Below are 22,095 nucleotides of genomic sequence, written 5' to 3'. Positions count from 1 at the left end.
CATGGGCTTATCCAAATTATTATATTTTTAGGAATTTGTTTACATTCTGAACCACCATTTTAAACTGGTGGTTTTGATTTTCTATTTGTGACTAAGTTTCTTAGTTAGGAAATCCCCTAAAAATTGAATGATAAAAATCAAAATCAAAATGAGCACAGTTGCTAAAAGAGTAACATCTGTATGTGAACGTTGATAGCCGTAGTTGATAGCAATTGTTCCCAGACCACCACTTCCAATAGCACCTGCCATAGCTGTTTCACCAACCAAGGAAATCAAGGTTACCGTTGACACACGGATAAGGTCAGGTAGACCCTCACTGAGATAGACCTTGATAAGATCCAAAAGTGTTGCACCAGAAGCCTGTGCAGCCTCAATCACACCACGATCCAATTCCGAAAGAACCACCTGAACCTGACGGGCAAAAAACGGAAAAGTTGCAGCAGACAAAGGAACAAGTGCAGCTGTCATCCCCAAATTAGTACCGACTAAGAAATAAGTAGCTGGCTTCAAAATAGCCAAAAGGATAATAAAAGGTATCGCACGAAAAATTGAGGTAATTTTATCCAAAATCTGAAAAACTGGCTTATTTTCAATCACACCATCTGGTCCAGTCAAAACCAGAAAGAGCCCCATCAACAAGCCCAAAAAACCACCGATAATAAAAGCAATAATGGTCATGTAAAGGGTAGCATAGATGGCATCTGGCCAAGAATTTGTCCCTTCCATCCCAATCTTATAAATATTCGGAAAATTTGTTTCAATCCATCCAGCCATTTAGGCACCTCTTTTCAATACTGTCAATTCAATACCAGAAGATGTGATAGCATCTTGCGCAGCTGCAAGTGCACCTGTTCCTCCCGATAAAACAACCACCATCTCACCTACAGGGGTATTATCCAAAATTTCGATATTACCATATAAAATATTAGCTGTCACTTCAAAACGCTTGTAAATATCATTTAAAATTGGCTCATCTGTGGAATGACCAGCGTATTTGAGTTGTACCAATAAACTATTAGATGGCAACTGTTTAACAATGTCTTGTTTTTCAATCTTAATCAGAGCTTCATCAATACCAGTAGCTGTTTTGATGAATTCCTGTGTCAGAGGCTCTTGAGGTTTTGAAAAAATCTGCAAAACCGACCCCTCTTCAATCAGTTGACCACTTTGCATAACTGCAACCCGATGGCAAATATCCTTTACAATCTGCATTTCATGAGTAATCATGACAATAGTTAAGCCCAATTTTCGGTTCAAGTCCTGCAAAAGTGTTAAAATCTGTTTTGTCGTCTTAGGATCAAGTGCGGAAGTTGACTCATCCGAAATTAAAATTTCAGGATCATTAGCAAGTGCACGCGCTATGGCTACACGTTGTTTTTGTCCACCAGACAGCTGTGCTGGATAGTTGTCTGCACGATCAGCCAAACCAACCAGCTCCAATAATTCCTCTACTTTTTTAACTCGCTCTTCTTTACTCAAATCAGAATGACGCAGAGCAAAGGCCACATTTTGTCGAGCAGTTTTTTGAGCCATCAAATTGAAATGCTGGAAAATCATTCCAATTTTTTGCCGTTTATGCCGCAATCTTGCCCCTGCAAGTTGGACTTTCCCATCAGCAAAAGTCACATCGTCACCAATGGTAACTTTCCCAGAAGTTGGTACCTGCAAAAGATTGATGACACGCACCAAGGTTGATTTACCTGCTCCAGAATATCCGACAATACCATAGATATCACCTTCTTTAATTTCAATGGAGACATCCTTGACGGCTTCAATCACTCGTTTCTTCTGATGAAACGTGATATCAATATGCTCTAAATGAATCATCGTTTTACTCATAACTCTTAATTAACTCCTCAATCATTTCAATATGCGTATAATAATCGGCTAGTTTGACATTCTCATCACCGCCATGATCGCGGCTATTTGGATTCCCAATCCCAAAAGCTGCAATTGGCACTTCTAAAGCCTCAAAAACCTGATGCATCGGCCCTGTCCCCGCTGTTGTTGGCAATACTGACACACCCTCTGGGGAAAATTGCTGCGCAATATCTATTACACGGCGAATGGCTGGTGCGGTCATATCACTACGATAAGCCTTCTCTCCTAGCGTATAAACTAATTTTACACGATCATAACCATGCTTAACCAAGTGACGCTTAATTTTTTCAAGTACATCCTGCGGATCCATACCAGGAACCAAGCGCACTTCCATTTTAGCAGAAGCCTGGGCTGGCAAGATAGTCTTAACCCCTTGACCTTGATATCCAGTCTCTAGTCCCTCAATTGTCAAGGCTGGCTCAAAGAAAAGTCGCTGTACTAATTCTTCCTGATTGTTCACTAAACTTGGCAAGCTCAACTGATACAAATTAACTAGAGAATCCCAATCCAAATTAGCATTCTCCCTCGCTAAAGCTAATTCTTGCTCGGTAGGCTGCTGAACGTGGTCATAAATACCTTCTACTGCAATACGACCAGTCTGATCACGAAGACTAGCAATAGCATTGAGTAGATACCAAGAGCTACTATCAATGATTGCTCCAAACTTAGAATGGATATCCACATCTGCTGATTCAACAAGCATATCAAAGGTCACAATCCCCTTAGTTCCCCCGGAAATTTCAATTTGCCCCTTAGCATTTCGAATGCCTTGCTCCCAAATCAGAAGATCTGCGCCACGCAACTCTGTGGCATATTTTTCAAGGTATTTCTCAAAGTCAACCGATGCTGACTCCTCGGCACCTTCTACAATAAAAGTAATATTAACAGGCAAATCTCTAGCAGATTTGAGGTACTTAGCAATAGCAGTTAGGCGAGCAATGATATGTCCTTTATCGTCATCAACACCACGACCATACATATAACCATCTCTTATGTCCAATTTAAAGGGCTCCGCTGTCCAAGGCTGGTCAGCGTCAGCTGGTTGAACATCGTAGTGATTGTAAAAAATTAAACTCTTAGCTTTGGGATTGGAACTGTTAAATCTTGCAATAACAAAAGGTGCTGCATAACTATCATCAACAGTTACATCAGCGCCAGAGTTTTCAAAAATCTTTCCAAGATAAGAAGACGTTTCAACTAATCCAACCTGCTGAGCAAAGATTGATTTTTTAGAAACTAATTCTCTCAAAATCTCAAAATAATACTGAGTTAACTCATCTTCGTTAAATTTTTTTAACTGACCTTGATCTGTTATCATCTTGTACCCCCCATAAAGACAAAAGCGACGTGTAGCGACACGCCCTTTTGTATAATTGTCAAAAGCTAAGACTCCTTGAAAATCAAAATGACAGTTTGTCAACTTCCTTTGTTTTCGTTGAGTTTTAATCTCTTAGTTATCTACTTTTGCACCTTCCCAAGCTGGAATGTCAACACCTTTTGTAGCTTCTTGGATAACTTTAGCCACTTCGTCTGTTTGATAAGCCTTAATCAATTTTTTAATGGCATCAGCTTTGTCTGATTTTTTCCAATCTTTTTGAGCCGCAATGACATTCACCCACTGATCAGAATTTTTATCCACCGCTTCTTTATAGAGAGTTGTGTCATAGTCCACATTTGCAGACTGAGCGTAGGAGTTATTAATAACCGCGGCGTCAACGGAAGTCAGTGTTGAAGCTGTTTGTTCTGCATTAATTTCAGTAACATCTAACTTTTTAGGATTTGAAGAAATATTCTTAATAGTTGCTAACTCTTTTCCTGAAACGTCAAGCTTCAATAAACCTGCTGCTTGGAGAAGGTAGAGAGCACGACTTTCATTTGAAGCATCGTTTGGTACTGAAATCTTAGCTCCATCTGGGATATCTTTTACATCAGTATATTTTGCCTTGCCATCCCCATCAACTCCTGAGAAGAGGCGAATTGGACTAAGAAGAGTATCTGCTGCTGCAACAATAGTTCCATCATTTTCAGAATTCCAGTTATTCAAGAAATATTTATGTTGGAAAGCATTCACATCAATCTCACCATTTTGAAGGGCTTCGTTTGGCTGTGTATAATCCGTAAACTCAACCAACTTAAGTGTAACCCCTTCTTTTTCAGTAAGTTCTTTAACCTTATCCCAGAGTGGCTCAGTTGAATCATCCAAAGTCATGATACCAACTTTTAATTCTGTCGTATCTGATTTTGCAGAATTTGATTTTCCACCGCATGCTGCTAAAATCACTGTTGACGCAAGGGCAATGCTTGCCAAACCAAGTATTTTTTTCAATTTCATATATCTATCCTCTTTTCTTCATAACTGATATTATTTTATCGCAACTAGTTCCTAGTTTCAAATTGTTTATAATTGTAGAAATCTATAGTTTAAAACTATAACTAATTCCGTATTTGTTATAGGAAACGAGTTTGGATAAAATCACTCCAAACTCGAATTGTCTGATAGAACTAACTGACATTTTTAAAATCTTGAAAATGTCAAATTTCTGTCACCCTTTATCAACCCTTATTTTCCAGGTACGACAAGATCAGCTTCTGCTGGAATGTAATCTGCACTTCCTAAAAATTGCTCAGCCAATTTTGCAATAGTACCATCTTGGTACAATTCTTTAATACGCTTGTTTACAAACTTCTGGAGGTCAGTCTGATCGCCACCAAGTAAGAAGTAAATGTAAGGTTGCTCAGATGATTCCAATTCAATCGTTTTTAGGTTATCAAGACCTTGATTTTTAATAATGGCATTAACTGTTGGAGCATCGAAAATCTTAAATTCAGCTTTACCTTCGTTAAGATTTGTTAAAATCTGAGTGATATTTTCATTAGTGTATTTCAGTTCAACAGGGTTATCAGAATGCTTTTCATTAAATTCTTTCAACTGAGCTTCTGTTGTTGTTCCTTGAACAACCTGAGTTGAATGACCAGCAATATCGTCGTATGTTTTGATATCGCTATCTTTTGGAACAACTAAAACCGTTGGAGTTGCACCAGTTGGATAAGAGTAAAGATATTTTGCCGCACGTTCGTCACTATAGCTGATGTTTACCCCTGCCATCTGGTATTTATCAGAATCAAGACCAGTAAAGATGGATGACCATTCTGTCTTTTTAAAAGTCACTTTATACTTGTCCGAACCTTTAAAAACTGCCTTAGCCACTTCAATGTCAAATCCAGTCAACTCACCATTTTCTTGATAAGCAAAAGGTGCTGTTGCCCCAGACGTTGCAAAGACGACCTCTTCCTTTTTACTTGATGAACTTGTTGTATTAGAGTCGGATTGTGATGAGCAAGCCGCCAAGAACACTGTCGAAGCAAGGGCAACGCCTGTAAAACCAATTATTTTTTTCAATGTCATCTATTTTCTCCTCGTAAATGATAAATAGTAGCCGTTAGCACTTATCAGCAATTGTCAAAGCCTAACTAGAACAAAGCCTATCTTATCATTTTTCTCCTTCCTTAACAAATACTTAAATTTTATCACCGTGATATGAAAATCTTATCACGTCAATCAAAAAAATAGCAACCTCGATTTAGCACTTTATACTCAATGAAAATCAAAAGTAGCCTAGGAAACGAAGCCGACGATAGAACTTGAGTTCATCAAGGCAAGTTGACAACGGATAGTTTTGATTTTCGAAGAGTATTAAAAATGAAACGTATACAATTAGCATCAATACGTTTCAAAAATATAGTTAATTAGTTTATCTTTGATTACTTCGACGTAAGAGGAAACTCCGTTTTCTTATTTCCAACTTCAAACACTCCACTGGATTGTTTGAACCCACTTTGCCGTACTTTACGAAAGTGACTTGCTTCGCATGTCTTATTTCCAACCTAGAACAGCCTAGAGGCTGTTCTAGCAACCTGCAGCTCGTTGCCTTGTACTAAAAGCAAACTAAAAGACTATAAAAAATCACAAAATGTCTAACAGGTCAAACAACACTAAGAAAAAGCAGCAAATCACTTTGCTACTTTAAAATATTATTCACTTTATCCAATCTGACTACCATTTGGTACGCTTGAGTCAACGGTTAAAACAGTCAGATTGCCATCATGTTCGGCTGAGAGAATCATTCCCTGACTAAGCAATCCCATCATCTTGCGTGGTTTCAAATTAGCAACGATTTGTAATTTTTTACCAACGAGTTCTTGCTCATTTGGATAGAATTTTGCAATACCCGAGAGAATTTGGCGGTCTTCGCCATCTCCTGCATCCAAACGGAATTTGAGAAGTTTGTCAGAACCTTCAACTTTAGACACTTCCTTAACCTCGGCAACACGGATTTCCACCTTGTCAAAGTCGTCAAACTTAATGGCTTTCTTTTCATTCTTGAGCTCAACTTGGCTTGGATCCCACTCCTTTTCTTCCTCTTGAGAAATAGCAGAGCCATCACCCATTTGTTCCTTGATGTAGGCAATTTCTTCGTCCATATCTAGTCGTGGGAAAATCGGTGTACCTTTAGCGACAACTTTAACACCTTCTGGGAAGCCTGCAAGGGTAAGATTTTCAAGGTCAAAGTCATTTCCTAGACCTAGTTGTTCCATAATAGCGTTTGATGTTGTCATCATAAATGGTTGAGTGAGGTGTGCCACCACACGAAGACTAGCTGCTAAATGAGCCATTACTGCTGCCAGTTCATCACGCTTAGCGTCATCTTTCGCAAGAACCCAAGGAGCTGTTTCATCGATGTACTTATTGGTACGCGAAATGATGTTCCAAACTGCTTCCAGCGCACGCGGATAATCCACTGCATTCATCTGTTTATGATATTCCGCTAGATTTTCAGTCACTACTGCTGCCAAATCAGCATCAAATGCAGTGACATTTTCAACGTAAGCTGGAACATCGCCGCCAAAATACTTGTTAACCATAGCAACCGTACGATTAAGAAGGTTGCCAAGGTCATTAGCAAGCTCATAATTGATACGGCCAACATAATCTTCAGGTGTGAAGGTTCCGTCAGAACCAACTGGAAGTGAGCGCATGAGGTAATAGCGGAGCGGGTCAAGTCCATAGCGTTCGACAAGCATTTCTGGGTAAACCACATTACCTTTAGATTTAGACATTTTACCGTCTTTCATGACAAACCAACCGTGGGCAATCAAGCGCTCAGGTAATTTCATGTCTAACATCATGAGCATAATTGGCCAGTAAATCGAGTGGAAACGTAGAATATCTTTTCCAACCATGTGAAAGACAGTCCCATTCCAAAATTTGTCAAAGTTAGCATGGTTTTCTTGACCATAACCAAGGGCTGTCGCATAATTGAGCAGAGCATCGATCCATACGTAAACAACGTGTTTTGGATTTGAAGGTACCTTAACGCCCCATGTAAATGAGGTACGGCTAACCGCCAAATCTTCCAAACCAGGTTCGATAAAGTTTTTGATGATTTCATTCATACGGCCGTCAGGCTGGATAAAATCAGGATGGGCATGGAAAAAGTCCACCAAGCGATCAGCATATTTACCAAGACGCAAGAAATAGGATTCTTCTGAAACCCATTCTACTTCATGGCCAGATGGAGCGATACCTCCGATAACCTTACCATTTTCATCACGGAAGACTTCTTCTAATTGGCTCTCCGTGAAAAATTCCTCATCAGAGACAGAGTACCAACCAGAATACTCACCCAAATAAATATCATCCTGCGCCAGCAATTTTTCAAAAACATCAGCTACCACTTTTTCGTGATAATCATCAGTTGTTCGGATAAACTTGTCATATGAGATATCCAAAAGTTTCCAAAGTTCCTTAACACCAACTGCCATGCCATCAACATAAGCTTGTGGTGTAATGCCAGCTTCTTCTGCTTTAGCTTGAATCTTTTGACCGTGCTCATCAAGCCCAGTCAGGTAAAAAACATCGTAGTTCATCATGCGCTTATAGCGTGCTAAGACGTCACAAGCGATGGTTGTGTAAGCAGACCCGATATGAAGTTTACCAGACGGATAATAAATCGGTGTCGTAATGTAAAATGGTTGTTTACTAGTCATTTTCTTTCCTTTCAAATAGGAGCTAATGAAACTCCTTTATTGATAATACATTATTATAGCACAAAGACCACTGTTTTTATAGCTTACTTAATTAGATAAAATAAGAAAAACTAGTATTTTTGTTAAGGAAAATCTACTCAACCTTAAAATGAGACAAGTAATGATTTTCTTCTAGTTGTCCGCTAAAGCTATCCCCCACTTTTAAGAAAGGTAGAGCATCAGTGGTCTCATCGCTGGCTTTAACCTTATAAATCTGCCCCGATGACGAGATATAGTAAACTGTTGAGCCAGAGATCATTTGACTAGCCAACTGCTCAACCGTTCCTTGAATGATAGTTGCTTCCTTTTTCTTCTCACCAGAGGCGTTATTTGATGCCCCTGACAAAACTGAGGTATCTGAGTCCGTAAATTGGGCGATTAAGTCCTCAATATCGTTATCAACGGTAACTTGTTGGTAATCCTCGGCATCAACAAGGGCATAAGATTTAATCAATCCTGCATCGTCTTTGAGTGAAACCAAATAGTAGGCTTTCCCACTGAGTTTGACCAAGCTTGGGGCGGTAGCCGTGTATTTCTTTTCTTGAACTTCTCCTTCAGCAGACTCTTGGGCAGCTGATTCAGTGGCCGACGCCAGCTTGTAATTGGTTACTTGTCGTGTCCGCATATTGACTAAGATAAACCCTAGATTGGAAGAATCTGCTGTTGCCGATGTAATTCCTGTATAGAGGTAAATATCAGATCCAATAGAAATATAGTTGTAACTATCAGTGGTCTTTTTGACACCCGTTTGGCTAAAGACTGTATTCCAGAAACCTTTTTGGTAAGTATAATAATCATCCACACGACTGATAACATTGGAAGCGGAGAACACTCGATCTACCCACTTCGGAACATCATTTAGTGCATAGCGCTTAGTTTCGCCCGTCACAGCATTAAGTAAGATAGCACCATCTGGATCTTTAGATGATAGTAAAAATTTTGGTTTGTAGGTTGTTGCCACATAGTAAGGATTACCCTCATCGTCAACTTCAAAGGAGGGTTCGCCAAAAATAGTTGTCGGGTATTTTAGGCGTAAATAGCGGAGCGTATCTCTGAAAAAGTACTCTGAGTCCGAGTACTTCATTGGTTGGCTCAACTTGACCAGCTCAGCTTTTCCTGTCGTTTGATTAACCTTTACATAATAACCAATGCCTTCTTTACGATTAGATACCCATTTCCAAAAATTCTTGTATTCCAAAGGTGAGACTCGGTAAGGCTGCTTCCCAATAGTAATCTGACGGTAGTCATCAGAAATACCAAATTGAGAGACCTTGTCAATTGTACCAAGGTAAGTATCTCCAATCTTCTTAGCCGACGAACGATCAAGCAGGGCTAATTTTGAAATATCTGTTTCTGGAAAATCTTTTGTAAAATCAGCTTCAGTAACCTTAATCACATTAGCATAACTTTTAGCACGGAAAATACGGGAATTAAAAAAATTTAATCCTGCCAAAAGGACTAAAATAGTTGCTATTCCACTCAAAATATACAACAGCGGTTTCTTATAGGTAGAAGAAATGCTGACATCCTTACGCAAACGCGATCCTGGAACTTTCTGGCTGGAAGCACGTTTTATAGTTTCTCCAAAAGCTAATAGGCTAACAGCAAAAGTTGCCAGAGTCAGTCCTTCTATGACAAAAAACCAAAAACCGACATCTAAGGGGTTAAGGGCAGGCAGAAAAAATAAGTAACTAACCGCCATGACCACTAACCATAGAAGAATCAGGACAGGTGTAAAACGTCTTTTCATAAGAATATCTCCTTATCTCAATGATATTTTTATTATATCACAAAAGTACAAGGGCGGTGAATTTCACTACTAAAACAGCTTCTCAGGACAGGGGTTAAACTTAATCAGTTCGCACAGCCTGAATAAAAATCAGTTTTACATCACGAAGCTAAGTCATTTGTGTTACATAGCTATAATCAGAATGGCACTACTACCAACTTAGTGATATTCCCAATCTCAAAAGATTCACAAAACCTTTTAACCAAAACCATCAACGCTGAAATGAATGGTGTTCTTTTTACATTTTGTGAACTCTTTTTCGCATCTCTAAATCAGCGCTGTTTTGATTTTCCTAACCAATAAGAATACATCACTGGTACACCCAACATCACCACTAAAGTCAAAATAATAACGAAGCCAACTGCAAGCTGTATAAAAGCATTGAAGAAAATTAAAATGCCACAAAATAACCAAATTTTTCCAGCCAAACGATGTGTCTTAACCCAATTTTCTTCATCATACAAAGTCCAAGGCAGGCGAATGCCTATGGTATAATTAGGGCGAGTTTTAGGTAGATAATTTCCAATAACCATAAAAATAATACCTAAAAGCAAGTTCAATATCATGATTTGATTTACAAAGTAGCCTAAGTCCTGTCCATAAATCGATATCATAACAAAGGTTGACACCAAAGGAATAATCCAATAGGTCAAGGAACGCATTTTAGGACTAACATTACCAGCTCTAGGATCCTTACTAGTTACAAAAAGACAAAACCAATGTAGTAAAAGCATGAACACTGGTAATCCAAAAACAGTCATCAAACGACCACTAAAACCATCAGCCTGACCTGACAAATTGAAATGAGTTGCCACAGATTCCGGCAATTGAGACCAAAACAAACAACCAAGCAACATTGGTAGTAAAATGACTACACTTGTTAAGCTCAATAATTTTTTATCAATTTTCATTATTGTTACTTCCTTTCAAATCGGTCAGCCAAACCAGCATATCTTCTAGCACCGAGGTATTAAGCTCATAGAAGATAAAATTTTTCTCCCGTGTTTCTAAAATCAAATCTGCTTTTTTCAAGACACTGAGATGATGCGAAATGGTAGCCCCTGTCAACTCAAAACGCTCTGCTATTTCTCCAGCAGATAGCTTTCCACCTTTCAGTAAATCCAAAATTTCCCGCCGAACAGGATTGGATAGGGCTTTAAAGGTTTGTGCGAAGCTCATGGGTAGTTCTCCTTTCTCTTTGTAAAATGACTAGCGCAAAAATCAAGAGAGGCACTCCTGCTATAAATCCAGCAGGTGACGGGCCAAGAATGCGCATGCCTTCCACTTTTTCAGAGGGGAGTTGAAAAAGCAAACCCAAGCCAGCACTAGCATTGATAGACCCATGCATCAGGGCCGATGCCCAGATAGATCCTGTCTTTTCTCGTACCCAACTTAACAAAATACTCAGACTAAAACAAAAAACAAACATCGCTAACACACCCAACCAAGGGTAGCCAAAGTAGAGCAAACCATAATTATAGCCCTGCAAATTTATTGGAAGATGCCACAAACTCCAAATAAGGCCTACTAAGAGATGCGTCTGGAGTAGTGAAAAACGTTCACGCAAAACTGGATAAAGGTACCCACGCCAACCAATCTCCTCACCCAAGGCTAATAAGCTATTGAAAACAGGGGCGAAAGTCATGGCTGAAAAAAACTGAGATACAGCCACCAGTTGCAACGGTATACTTTTCTTAAAATGTCCTGTCGCTTCTAACATACTTTGAAGATATTCAAAACCTAGACTGAATTGATTTCTGAAAATCATGAAATAGAGACCTGCCCCCAAAAGACTTAAAATTGTAGGTAGCCAGAGAGCCGTTAGATAATAGCGTAAGCTATTCTTAAAACTTGGCGTGTCCTCCTGTAAAGGCACATCTGCTGACTTCATTGCCCTCAAGATAAAAAATGCAAGAGCAGGCGTCCACATGGCAAACATAGTGCCTAGCTGAGCAAATGACTGACCTAGCTGAATCCCCCAAAACCTCAGTCCTAACCAAATCATCCAAGCTAGACTGTAAGCTAGACCAACAAAAATGAACACACTCCTTCTCTTTGACATTTTCGCCACCTCTTTCTATTTAGAAATTTTTCTAAATACCATTATACACTTTCCTTATCATAATTCAATAACTATTTAGAAAAAAATCTAAATAGATTTCAAAAAAAGAAAATCTGATTTTCAGAACCTACTGAAAAAGGCTATTTCATCAGAAATTTAACAGGCAATTTCTTTACTCTCTCAAATAGTTGACTAAAAAATCGAATGTACGATAAAAGTTTTCACTAACTAAAACCTGTATTCACAAATGAAATGCTTTTAGATAAGAGATAGTTCTTCGCTAATCAAGGTAGCTTTTTGAAGGAACACTGACTGTATTTTGAAAAAAACTAACGATGAGTAGCTCAAAAACTAGCCTTAGATAAAAGTGCTGAACTGTAAATACAGGCTCTAGGTATCATCATTTGTTTTTACTACTATCATCAACTTCGACTCTTTCTACAAACTGCTTTTCACATGCCCTCTACAAAAACTAGCACAAAGATGAGGCACAAGATGGTCATAAGTACAGCAATGTCAACGATAAAAATTACCCAAAACCCCAAGGGATTTCGGGGATTGATTGAAACTCCCCAACCAATTTCCTTAGGTACCCACAGAGGCTCGGTTGTTGCCTGCTCTCCTCTCAAGCGAAGCATTCTGATAAAGTGCCAAATGAAAAATAGAAACAAAATTAAAAGTATCAACAATGTAATCATTTTTTACTCCCTTCTCTAGTAATTATATCCCTTAAACCGCTATTTGCAATCCTCAAACTCGCCTGTTCAGGTATTTTCTGGTAGAATAAAAGAAACACTGCTCTAACTCCAACAAAATTAGAAAGGAATTAATTCCATCTGGTAAGTTCACACTATAGAATAGTATGTTACTCTTCTCCTAAACCGACTATGCTTACTAGATTGATTTGGTATCTTACTTTGAAACTCATTTCTTGGAATATTGACTCCCTCAACGCTGCTTTGACCAGCGACTCTCCTCGTGCCCAGCTCTCTCGTGATGTTATTGACACGCTGGTTGCACAAGATGCCGATATCATCGCTATTCAGGAGACCAAGCTTTCTGCTAAAGGCCCAACCAAAAAACACCTTGATATCTTGCACGATTTTTTCCCTAGTTTTAATGTCGCTTGGCGTTCTTCGATTGAGCCTGCGCGCAAAGGCTACGCGGGAACCATGTTTCTCTATAAAAATAGCCTACCAGCACCAGCCATTTCTTATCCAGAAATCGGTGCCCCAAGCACAATGGACTGCGAAGGCCGCATCATTACACTAGAATTCGAAGACTTTTTCGTTACGCAAGTCTATACACCAAATGCAGGCGATGGCTTAAAACGCCTAAATGATCGCCAAATCTGGGATGAATGCTATGCCAATTACCTAGCAGAGCTGGATCGTCAAAAACCCGTTCTTGCTACAGGTGACTATAATGTTGCCCACGAAGAAATCGACCTAGCCAACCCAAACTCTAATCGCCGTTCACCAGGCTTCACCGATGAAGAACGTCAAGGTTTCACCAATCTGCTTGCCAAAGGTTTTACAGATACCTTCCGCTACCTACATGGCAATATTCCAAATGTGTATAGTTGGTGGGCACAACGTAGCAAGACCAGCAAAATCAACAACACCGGCTGGCGCATTGACTACTGGCTCACCTCTGAACGCATTGCCAACAAGATTACCAAATCTGACATGATTGACTCTGGTACACGCCAAGACCACACACCAATTGTACTAGAAATTGATTTATAAATCTTATACTCAATGAAAATCAAAAGTAGCCTAGGAAACGAAGCCGACGATAGAACTTGAGTTCATCAAGGCAAGTTGACAACGGATAATTTTGATTTTCGAAGAGTATTAGAACCTGTATTCACAGTTCAGCCCTTCATCTAAGACTAGTTCTTAAAAAGTAGTTCATTAAAAGAGAATACAAAAAGAGGAGGGAAGTTGGTCCCAAAAGGGTTGTCGCGGAATTGATTGTTCAACCTTTAACTATCTAGAAGAACGTCGAGAGACTACTCCCCAGTGACTCATCGGTACTAACGTATCTGATAAATGTGTCAGAAATATTCTAGATTGACTAAAGTCAACAATTTTTCCCGCTACTGCATCTTGTAAGTATGATAAAAAGAAAAGAGGCTAGGATAGAATCCTTGACCTCTTCTTTTCTTTTTTTGTAATTAGTTGTTGAGCGCTGCTGCCATTGTTGCCGCAACTTCTGCTTCAAAGTCATTTGAAGCTTTTTCAATACCTTCACCAACTTCAAAACGTGCAAAGCTGACAGCTTTAGCGTTTACTGAGTCAAGGTAAGCTTCAACAGTCTTGCTGTCATCCATGATGTAAACTTGAGCAAGAAGTGTGTATGCTTGGTCAACCTTTGTATTGTCAAGCATGAAACGATCCATTTTACCTGGAATAATCTTATCCCAAATCTTTTCTGGTTTGCCTTCGGCTTTAAGTTCTGCTTTAATATCTTCTTCAGCTTGGGCAATCACTTCGTCAGTCAATTGTGCTTTAGAACCAAATTGCAAGTGTGGAAGAGCTGGTTTGCCAACCATTGCACGTGATTCGTTATCTTGGTCAATAGTGTGGTTCAATTGAGCCAATTCATCTTTGACAAATTGTGGATCAAGTTCTGTGTAAGAAAGAACTGTTGGTTTCATCGCTGCAACGTGCATTGATACTTGTTTAGCAAGAGCTTCGTCGCCACCTTCGATAACAGTGATAACACCGATGCGCCCACCGTTGTGTTGGTATGCTCCAAAGTGTTGTGCGTCAGTTTTTTCAACCAAGGCAAAACGGCGGAATGAGATTTTTTCTCCGATTGTTGCTGTAGCATTAACATAAGCTTCTTCAAGTGTTTCACCAGAAGGTAATTTAATAGCTAACGCTTCTTCGTTGTTAGCTGGTTTGGCAGCAACAATAGCTTTGGCTGTGTCATTTACCAAGTCAACAAATTGAGCATTTTTAGCAACAAAGTCAGTTTCGGCATTTACTTCAATAACTGCAGCAACATTACCATCAACGTAAACGCCTGTCAAACCTTCAGCAGCCACGCGGTCAGCTTTTTTAGCAGCTTTAGCCATACCTTTTTCACGAAGCAATTCAATTGCTTTATCAATGTCACCATCAGTTTCTACAAGGGCTTTTTTAGCGTCCATAACGCCAGCACCAGATTTTTCACGCAACTCTTTAACAAGTTTAGCTGTAATTTCTGCCATGATTTTCTCCTCTTTGAATTAAGAATATAGATCATATAAGCACATGACAGGGGCTTTGGAAAATCAATCCCCTCATCCGTACTTAGTATAGTTACATAGTTATTCTAGTTGCTTTAGCCAGTTTGAGCTAGCAAGCAGCCAGAATTTAAAAAAGAACGAGACAGAGCGGTTTGCTTTCTGCCCCGTTTTCATTTTCGTACGAAAAACTAATCTTAGTTGTTATCGCCTTCAACAACTTCAACGATTTCTTCAATTGATTCTGCTTCTGCAGCTGCTTCGAAAGAAACTTCGCTATCTTCACCTTGACGACCTTCGATAACAGCGTCAGCCAATTTAGCTGTGATTAATTTAACAGCGCGGATAGCATCGTCGTTTGCTGGGATGATAACATCGATATCATCTGGATCAGCATTTGTGTCAACCATGGCAACAACTGGAATACCAAGTTTTTTAGCTTCTTTAACCGCGATTTGTTCTTTATGTGGATCAACAACGTACATAACGTCTGGAATACGAGGCATATCTTCGATACCACCCAAGAATTTCTCAAGACGAGCGCGTTGTTTGTTAAGAAGTGCAACTTCTTTCTTAGGAAGAACTTCGAAAACTCCTTCTTCTTCCATACGTTTGATTTCTTTCAAACGGGCGATACGTTTTTGGATTGTACCCCAGTTTGTAAGAGTTCCACCCAACCAACGGTGGTTGATGTAGTATTGACCTGCGCGTGTAGCTTCTTCAGCAACTGCTTCAGCAGCTTGCTTTTTAGTACCTACAAACAAGATAACCGCATCATTTGCTGCTGCATCACGAACAAATTCGTAAGCTTGGTCAGCCAATTTTACAGTTTGTTGCAAGTCGATAACGTGAATACCATTACGTTCTGTGAAGATGTACTTAGCCATCTTAGGGTTCCAGCGACGAGTTTGGTGACCAAAGTGTACACCAGCCTCAAGAAGTTGTTTCATTGAAATTACTGCCATGAGTAGTTTCTCCTTTATAAAATGTTTTTAACCTCTCTCAAACGTCGGCTTGCAGACCAACCTTGCGGCAACAAGTCCACAATCGGTTTAAGATGAGTATTTGTTGTCTAAGCAACCCCGTTATTATAACAAATTATCCATTTAAATGCAAGTTTTTTACTGTTTTCTATCAAATTTCTCTGATAAGAAATCTACAATAAAAAGCCCGATTTTACGGGCTTTTTATTTGGTTAAAACCTGATAAATCAGGCATATTAAGGCGGTAGACGGATTTGAACCGACGATCAAGCTTTTGCAGAGCCGTGCCTTACCACTTGGCTATACCGCCATAACAAAGAATATTTTACCGTAAATGACAGCCTTCGTCAAGTATATTTTTTAGATATGGTTGGCGGGTAAAACATTTTGTGTTACAATATCAAAAACTTTATGGGAGGTATTCTATGAAAAAACTTCAAAAGGGTGACCATATTCGTGTTCTCAGTCCATCGGCGTCCATTGCCCACCTAGGTGGCTTTGAGGCTAATATCTCAGCCAAAGAAAGATTGGAAAAACTAGAATTTAAGGTTTCTTTCTCTAGTCACTATTTTGAAAATGACCTCTTCGAATCAGCATCAATTGCTAGTCGTGTTGAGGACTTACATGAAGCTTTCCTTGATGATTCCGTGGATGCTATACTTGCAACTATCGGTGGTTTCAACTCAAACGAGCTCCTGCCTTATCTGGATTATGATTTAATTGCTGCACACCCAAAGATTATCTGTGGTTATTCTGACTCGACAGCTTTTCTCAATGCCATCTACTCCAAGACCGGCATCAAAACTTATATGGGACCGTCTTATTCGAGTTTCAAAATACTTAGCAATAAAACAGGGGAATTGATAAAAGCCTCTGAAAAATCAGAGGTCTTCTTGTTGTCTTAATTCGTTCAAGATGTCTGACACGCTTTCAGAGGTTACTACCTCCCAAGGTCTGACAGACTCATCAGGTAAAACAAAATCAAAGACCTTACCCTCTTTTCTGACAATGTTGACCTTGTCGCCTGTAATATATCCTCCATCTATCGCCTGTTTTAATTCGTCATAATGTAACATAGTTTATTACCTACTATCTGTTAATTCGCAAAAAAGTCTGTTTTTTGAATGAAAATTGGAAATAATATCTAAAAATCTGTATTTTTACTGTATTCTACTGTTTCCTACTGTATCTTGAGCACGAAAAAAAGCCCCTAGGATTTTGTCCTAAGGGCTTTCTGTGTCTTATCTTAAACTGGTTTTTTTGAAAGTGTGTAGGTAACTCCATTGATAGAAATTTCAATCCCCTCAATGTTGACCTCAATCTTGTCTGTGCTACCGACATCTGTGACGGTAGCAGTATCATACTTGGTTAGTGATCCATTTTCAGCCTCAATAGCTTTCAGACGGCTTGACATCCCTACCAGGTAATTATCATATCCTGTAGCAGCGTAGTCATAGACTGCACCACCAACCTTAAACATGCCTTTGATAGCCTCGCTAAAGGTCTTGGCTCCTGATACCTTGTAGCTACCTCCTGAACGTAGAAGGTAGAACCAATCTGTAAGAAAGTCATCTACAGTGGCATAGTGCATGTAGTTTCCTCCCTCACTAGCTGGTCTTGCTGTTCCTTGGGTGACAGTCACACCACTTGGACGCTCTCCTTTGCCAGTCCATGTCATACCGCCCCAGTTGTTATCCGCCTCACCTACAGCTGAGGTACCCCAAAGCCCCTCAAAGTGTAGGACGGTGATAGCGTAGCTAGGTAGGATATTGTGTTCCTTACACTTAGCAAGGATAACATCAAGGACAGATTTTTTTAGGATTGCACCGTTAAAGGACAGGTCACCATCTTCTTTAGTGATTTTGGTATCTGTCACTTTACCAGTTGCCCCAGTTTCCTCTGTCTTAGGTTCGGTGGAGGAATTTACCACCTCGCTTTTTGGAGCGTCTGAGGACGTTTTAGGGGTATTTCCTGATGTGCCTCCTTTCAGGATTTCAGTTACACGTTTTTGGACTGCGTCATAGTCAGGACCAAGGGATTTTTTACGGTCTTCACCGTTGCCATGTTTCCCCTGGATCACTTCTTGAGCCAGTTGATCAATAGTCTTTTTAGGTGCCGTAGCTTTGCCATTGATGACTGCCATGACAGCCTCATATTGATTACCAAGAGCTGCTTTCCGCTGATCTCCGTTTCCGTATTTTCCAGCAAGAGTCTCTTTAACCAATGTATCAAGAGTTTTTCCTGATGTTGAGGGTGTACTTTGGTTAGCCAAGCGGTAAACATAGCAATACATCCAACCACTAGCTGCCGCTGTTTGATTGTAGTTGTTGATGGTAATGCTGTTGTTAGCATAGTTGCAGTGGATGATATTATCTGCGTCAATAAAAATACCAGTATGACCACCAGCACCAGCTGACTGTCCACGTTTGCCCCAAATAAAAATATCCCCACGCTTAGCGTCCCAGTCCTGATTTTCAGCAATCAACTTGTAGCCATTTTTAATAAGCCAATCATGCTCATACTCTGTATTTACTGCCCAACCTGCTGATATAGCTCCTGCGCTCATCAGAGCGTAGTAGACAGAACTGGAGCAATCGTAAGACCCTGGACCGTTACGGTAGTCCATGGAGTAGGTAACCTTGCCCACTCGTGATGACATCCATGCAATAGCTGCCTCAATATTTACTGCCATTGTCTTCCTCCTTTAGAAAAATTTGAATAAAAGGGGAAAGCATGAGGAGCAAAAAAGAAAGAGGCACTAATGATAGTGCCCCAAGAATTATCAAGATAATTTTTCCTAATTTCCTCATGCTATACCTCCTATTTTGGAACGTTGTAGTTCATGGCTTGCTCACTATCAGACAGACCTGATGTGGTAGGGTCAGATACGACCCCAAGCAACACAAGCAAGGTAAGAGCTGTATTGGCTACATCATTGATGTTATCAGGCAATTTCAAGCCCAGCTGTTGAGCTAGCAAGAATGCTGTGGCAATGATTGCAGCTAGAGTAGCTTTATTCTTAAAACGTAATTTCCAGTTAATCTTCATCACTTCAATTCCTTTCTTTGATCATGGTCTTTAACTCTCTGACATCCTCTGTCAAGTTCTTCATCTGTTCGGTCATGGCAACAAGGGCCTGATTTTGTTTATCATGGTCATCTAGTCGCCGTGTATGGTCTTTGATGGTTTGCTCCAAGAAAGAGATTTTAAGCTCAAGAGTATTGACCTTTGTAGCTTGTTCAATACTCTTAGCTTTCAACACATTATAGAAACCATATACCGTGATGACAAAACCTCCAATGGTAATCAGCATTTGGTATTCAGGTCTCAAATGTTACTCCTCCTTTGGTTCAGCAGCTTGTTCTGATAGCACCTCAACTACTACTTCTCGTAGATTGAAAAGTTTTGGCACTTGGTCAACGGTATAAGTTCCAGCAACTACAAGAGCTACCCAAGATTTGACGATCTGATGTTTTTTAGTGAATTTCATTGTAAAAGTTCCTTTCTTGATTAAAGCAGTACCTAAGATTAGGTTACTCAGTAAGTTCTTCATGTGTTCCCTCCTCTACTTCTTCAACTGGAGAAATACTAGCAAGGACACCCATAACAAGTTCTGTCAATTCAGATACAGCCCTGTTGACCGCCTGCTCATTCTTAACAGTCCCCAGCTTTGCCTCCTCTGTGGCTTGTTCAAGGTCTTTGATTGCCTTTTGAGACTTCTCAATCAGCTCATCATACTTAGCGATTTTTTCGCCAATCTCATTGAACTTCTCATTTTCAGCACGCATAGGAAAGTTTTCCTGATAGATGACTTCCAGAGCTAACTCAAGTAGCTCCGTATTAGATAAGTCAATCTTGTCAGGAGCTAAAAAAATAGGCACGCTAGCACCATCTGAATTGACTAGCATGACCTTGGTGGCGGACGCTGTACCACTAGCATCATATTCTTGTGATTTTGAACCATATTCAAATTTCATGGTATTTCCTTTCTTTTATGGATAAGGGTCATTAGTGACATAGGTTAGAGTGCCAGTGTACACATGTTGTCCGCTAGTTCCATTTGTAAATCTAATTTTTCCGTCAGATGAAAAATGCAATACAGATGGTGATTTTGTAACCGATCCTGAATTTGGCACAATAACCATGTGAACTTCTGCGGTTGGTCTATATCCACTGGGGATAGTTTCTAACGTCTCACGATATTCAAATACATCAATATTTGTAATTCGTCTGTTAAGTGTGATTGTTACTAGATTGTCTTTCCTTGTTATTGTGGCGTTCAGGCCATATAGCATACCTTGTGTAACGGTCCTGAGAGGTTTCTCTTGTAATAGTGGATGGTCAGAGTTTTTTGATGGAACACTACTTGTTTGAGCAACGTATCTCCATGGTCTCCACACATTATCATAGCCATACTCACGTACTGCCATAAATCCACTTGTAGAGGTAACTCGTTGGATACATTCGTTTGATGTATGTAGTTTGTAGCATTCTAAAATACAGAACGCCCCAAGAGGATTGTTGTTAAAATCTGCCCCTATTTGCCAAATACCTGGGGTCAGAATATTATTTAGATCTTTTTCAAATGAGGCTGGGACACTAATGCCACCACCTACATTAGATGTCATTCTGTATTGCTGAATTGGATTGTTATTAGCATAGATGTCTCCATTGACATCTAGTGCTCCACGCTCCCTAATCTTATTTACACCGACCCCTGAGCGGTCATAAGAAAAGACCACACTTTCTGTGGCCACATTTACAGCAAACTCAGTCTGAGTAAATTTATCAGCAAGGGTGCCAATGACAACCCAAGACTGATTAGCTACATAGCTCCCTGATAGGTTAGCTTGTGAGTTGGTAAGACTCGCTAAACTCGTCCATGAACCAGCTGCTGGGCCTGTATCTGCCGTGTAGGTAGTTGTTCCTAACCTAGCAACTTTGAAAGAGAGTGTCATAGTATTTTTTTGGACGCCTCCTACTGACAAAGAGGCTACTTTCGCATTTCGTGTGACAGTCAATGTGCTTGATGTTGAGCCCGTCCTTGCAATGCTAAAGCTAAGGGCAGGAGCAAAATACTCAAGCACCGTCACAGATACATCTTTAGTATCTGACCAACGCCCACGACTATCAGAGACACTTGCTCTGACTGTGATGGTTCCGTTGTAGTTCATGATACCCAACGTCCCACCGTTCACGTTGGTTGTTTGGTTCTTTCCGACTATCTCGGCTTTATAGCCTGTGATAGTTGATCCGTAGGAGCCTGCTCCACCATTAAAAGTGACCTTGATATTAGAAATGACCTGAATAAAAGTATTACCTGGTATCAAGGATTGAGCGGCTGTGTTATGATCAGCTAAAGTAACCCCTGTAAAGGTTGGTTTCATACTAGCTGGCACGCTAGCCGTGAGTGTTGTTGACTGCGTCCCTGTTTTGGTTGAACCAGAGTAAGTATCGACGTAGATTGTGCCAGTCCCACTTGTTGAGTTTGGAATATCGTTGGCAAAATCAAGAGGGATAGTCCAAGTAGTAGATGTGTCTACATTACTTGCTATTGTCCCTGATTTGTTGCCCCAAACATAGCGTACTGTGTGCTTAAAACTAGAGCTTTGACGATTGATATTGATAGTAACTGCACTACCAATAACACCAGAGCTGACACTTACCGAACTTGAGCGAGGGATTGTAGTAAGAGTAAACGCATTACCACCAATGGTAAGAGTGCCCGGTGACCAACCACCACTACCTGAGAAACTCGCCATCAAACCAAAACTCTTTGTACCGTCTGCATTATGCCCAACTGTGATAGTCTGGTCAATCAGCATGATTGTTGAATTATACCCTGTCATGCTTGGAGCACCTGACCAATTCAATCTCTGACCATTTAAGTCAACATATGCTGAGCAATTATACTGAGCAAAAGTTGTAGTAGTATTCAAAAGAGCAAGTCTAACTCTAACCTGACTACTATTCCCTGCGATATTTTGTGAGGTTTGGTCAATCCACAATCTAATCCGATAACCTCTATCATTATTTGACCAAAATTCAGCCATCGTTT

At 40.0% G+C, this 22,095-nt stretch carries 21 protein-coding genes, 1 tRNA gene and 1 pseudogene; 2 read left to right on the top strand and 21 right to left on the bottom strand.

All coding sequences use genetic code 11. From position 1 onward, the window contains the following. Nucleotides 1-81 precede the first annotated feature (81 nt). The 11 genes from ABZ559_RS02205 to ABZ559_RS02155 all read right to left on the bottom strand — a co-directional run bounded on the left by ABZ559_RS02205 (nucleotide 82) and on the right by ABZ559_RS02155 (nucleotide 12,517). Nucleotides 82-774: a methionine ABC transporter permease gene (locus tag ABZ559_RS02205; RefSeq protein WP_018375283.1), complete on the bottom strand. Its 693-nt coding sequence runs from the start codon at nucleotides 772-774 to the stop codon at nucleotides 82-84. Continuing rightward, nucleotides 775-1,839, bottom strand: coding sequence for a methionine ABC transporter ATP-binding protein (locus tag ABZ559_RS02200; RefSeq protein ID WP_367007142.1), 1,065 nt, complete (start codon nucleotides 1,837-1,839; stop codon nucleotides 775-777). Further along, a complete protein-coding gene (locus tag ABZ559_RS02195) occupies nucleotides 1,832-3,199 on the bottom strand; it encodes a M20/M25/M40 family metallo-hydrolase (protein WP_367007141.1) in 1,368 nt (455 codons plus the stop codon). The genes ABZ559_RS02200 and ABZ559_RS02195 overlap by 8 nt, the downstream gene beginning before the upstream one ends. 132 nt (nucleotides 3,200-3,331) lie before the next feature. After that, the gene (locus ABZ559_RS02190; protein ID WP_273413675.1) at nucleotides 3,332-4,213 is read right to left on the bottom strand and encodes a MetQ/NlpA family ABC transporter substrate-binding protein; all 882 of its coding nucleotides are present in this window, start codon (nucleotides 4,211-4,213) and stop codon (nucleotides 3,332-3,334) included. A 228-nt stretch (nucleotides 4,214-4,441) separates the two neighbouring features. Beyond that, a complete protein-coding gene (locus tag ABZ559_RS02185; RefSeq protein WP_273413678.1) occupies nucleotides 4,442-5,287 on the bottom strand; it encodes an amino acid ABC transporter substrate-binding protein in 846 nt (281 codons plus the stop codon). A 635-nt stretch (nucleotides 5,288-5,922) separates the two neighbouring features. After that, complete coding sequence (metG, locus tag ABZ559_RS02180) at nucleotides 5,923-7,929, bottom strand: methionine--tRNA ligase (protein ID WP_367007140.1); 2,007 nt, start codon at nucleotides 7,927-7,929, stop codon at nucleotides 5,923-5,925. Nucleotides 7,930-8,062: 133 nt separating this feature from the next. Beyond that, nucleotides 8,063-9,718 (bottom strand): hypothetical protein, encoded by a 1,656-nt coding sequence (locus ABZ559_RS02175; RefSeq protein WP_367007139.1) that lies wholly within the window; start codon nucleotides 9,716-9,718, stop codon nucleotides 8,063-8,065. A gap of 311 nt (nucleotides 9,719-10,029) precedes the next feature. Then, on the bottom strand, nucleotides 10,030-10,668 hold the full coding sequence (locus ABZ559_RS02170; protein ID WP_367007138.1) for an SdpI family protein: 639 nt from the start codon (nucleotides 10,666-10,668) through the stop codon (nucleotides 10,030-10,032). Then, nucleotides 10,658-10,936, bottom strand: a complete 279-nt coding sequence (locus ABZ559_RS02165; protein ID WP_367007137.1) for an autorepressor SdpR family transcription factor — start codon at nucleotides 10,934-10,936, stop codon at nucleotides 10,658-10,660. The genes ABZ559_RS02170 and ABZ559_RS02165 overlap by 11 nt, the downstream gene beginning before the upstream one ends. Further along, nucleotides 10,914-11,819 (bottom strand): CPBP family intramembrane glutamic endopeptidase, encoded by a 906-nt coding sequence (locus tag ABZ559_RS02160; protein WP_367007136.1) that lies wholly within the window; start codon nucleotides 11,817-11,819, stop codon nucleotides 10,914-10,916. The genes ABZ559_RS02165 and ABZ559_RS02160 overlap by 23 nt, the downstream gene beginning before the upstream one ends. Before the next feature lie 452 nt (nucleotides 11,820-12,271). Beyond that, nucleotides 12,272-12,517 carry a hypothetical protein gene (locus ABZ559_RS02155; RefSeq protein WP_367007135.1) on the bottom strand — a complete coding sequence of 82 codons (246 nt, stop codon included), beginning with the start codon at nucleotides 12,515-12,517 and terminating at the stop codon, nucleotides 12,272-12,274. 219 nt (nucleotides 12,518-12,736) lie between these two features. Here ABZ559_RS02155 and ABZ559_RS02150 point away from each other — a divergent pair, with 219 nt between their 5' ends. Next, a complete protein-coding gene (locus ABZ559_RS02150; protein ID WP_367007612.1) occupies nucleotides 12,737-13,567 on the top strand; it encodes an exodeoxyribonuclease III in 831 nt (276 codons plus the stop codon). 431 nt (nucleotides 13,568-13,998) lie between these two features. On the opposite strand, the gene tsf is transcribed toward ABZ559_RS02150, so the two are convergent. The 3 genes from tsf to ABZ559_RS02135 all read right to left on the bottom strand — a co-directional run bounded on the left by tsf (nucleotide 13,999) and on the right by ABZ559_RS02135 (nucleotide 16,347). Then, on the bottom strand, nucleotides 13,999-15,039 hold the full coding sequence (gene tsf, locus ABZ559_RS02145; RefSeq protein WP_317335360.1) for a translation elongation factor Ts: 1,041 nt from the start codon (nucleotides 15,037-15,039) through the stop codon (nucleotides 13,999-14,001). A 212-nt stretch (nucleotides 15,040-15,251) separates the two neighbouring features. Continuing rightward, nucleotides 15,252-16,019, bottom strand: coding sequence for a 30S ribosomal protein S2 (gene rpsB, locus ABZ559_RS02140; protein WP_018375270.1), 768 nt, complete (start codon nucleotides 16,017-16,019; stop codon nucleotides 15,252-15,254). A 257-nt stretch (nucleotides 16,020-16,276) separates the two neighbouring features. After that, nucleotides 16,277-16,347: transfer RNA gene (locus ABZ559_RS02135), tRNA-Cys, on the bottom strand. Nucleotides 16,348-16,462: 115 nt separating this feature from the next. Between ABZ559_RS02135 and ABZ559_RS02130 the strand changes: the two are divergent. Continuing rightward, nucleotides 16,463-16,873, top strand: a pseudogene (locus ABZ559_RS02130) (LD-carboxypeptidase); the annotation flags it as partial. A gap of 45 nt (nucleotides 16,874-16,918) precedes the next feature. Here the strand turns inward: ABZ559_RS02130 and ABZ559_RS02125 are convergent. The 7 genes from ABZ559_RS02125 to ABZ559_RS02095 all read right to left on the bottom strand — a co-directional run bounded on the left by ABZ559_RS02125 (nucleotide 16,919) and on the right by ABZ559_RS02095 (nucleotide 22,090). Beyond that, nucleotides 16,919-17,113 carry a Paratox gene (locus ABZ559_RS02125; protein WP_336384255.1) on the bottom strand — a complete coding sequence of 65 codons (195 nt, stop codon included), beginning with the start codon at nucleotides 17,111-17,113 and terminating at the stop codon, nucleotides 16,919-16,921. A 170-nt stretch (nucleotides 17,114-17,283) separates the two neighbouring features. Further along, nucleotides 17,284-18,729, bottom strand: a complete 1,446-nt coding sequence (locus tag ABZ559_RS02120) for a peptidoglycan amidohydrolase family protein (RefSeq protein WP_367007134.1) — start codon at nucleotides 18,727-18,729, stop codon at nucleotides 17,284-17,286. Between the two features lie 128 nt (nucleotides 18,730-18,857). Further along, nucleotides 18,858-19,085, bottom strand: a complete 228-nt coding sequence (locus tag ABZ559_RS02115) for a phage holin (protein WP_277846828.1) — start codon at nucleotides 19,083-19,085, stop codon at nucleotides 18,858-18,860. 4 nt (nucleotides 19,086-19,089) lie between these two features. Then, entirely contained in the window at nucleotides 19,090-19,368 is a 279-nt protein-coding gene (locus ABZ559_RS02110; RefSeq protein ID WP_141666873.1) for a hypothetical protein, read from the bottom strand. Nucleotides 19,369-19,371: 3 nt separating this feature from the next. Further along, a complete protein-coding gene (locus tag ABZ559_RS02105; RefSeq protein WP_044475373.1) occupies nucleotides 19,372-19,590 on the bottom strand; it encodes a hypothetical protein in 219 nt (72 codons plus the stop codon). Beyond that, nucleotides 19,571-20,014, bottom strand: a complete 444-nt coding sequence (locus ABZ559_RS02100) for a DUF1366 domain-containing protein (protein ID WP_367007133.1) — start codon at nucleotides 20,012-20,014, stop codon at nucleotides 19,571-19,573. The genes ABZ559_RS02105 and ABZ559_RS02100 overlap by 20 nt, the downstream gene beginning before the upstream one ends. A gap of 15 nt (nucleotides 20,015-20,029) precedes the next feature. Continuing rightward, on the bottom strand, nucleotides 20,030-22,090 hold the full coding sequence (locus tag ABZ559_RS02095) for a DUF859 domain-containing protein (protein ID WP_367007132.1): 2,061 nt from the start codon (nucleotides 22,088-22,090) through the stop codon (nucleotides 20,030-20,032). Nucleotides 22,091-22,095: the final 5 nt, after the last annotated feature.

Source organism: Streptococcus sp. ZY19097, from assembly GCF_040731245.1.
Lineage (GTDB): Bacteria > Bacillota > Bacilli > Lactobacillales > Streptococcaceae > Streptococcus > Streptococcus orisratti.
Note: the sequence above shows the minus strand (reverse complement) of the source record. Positions and strands in the feature narration are given on the sequence as shown.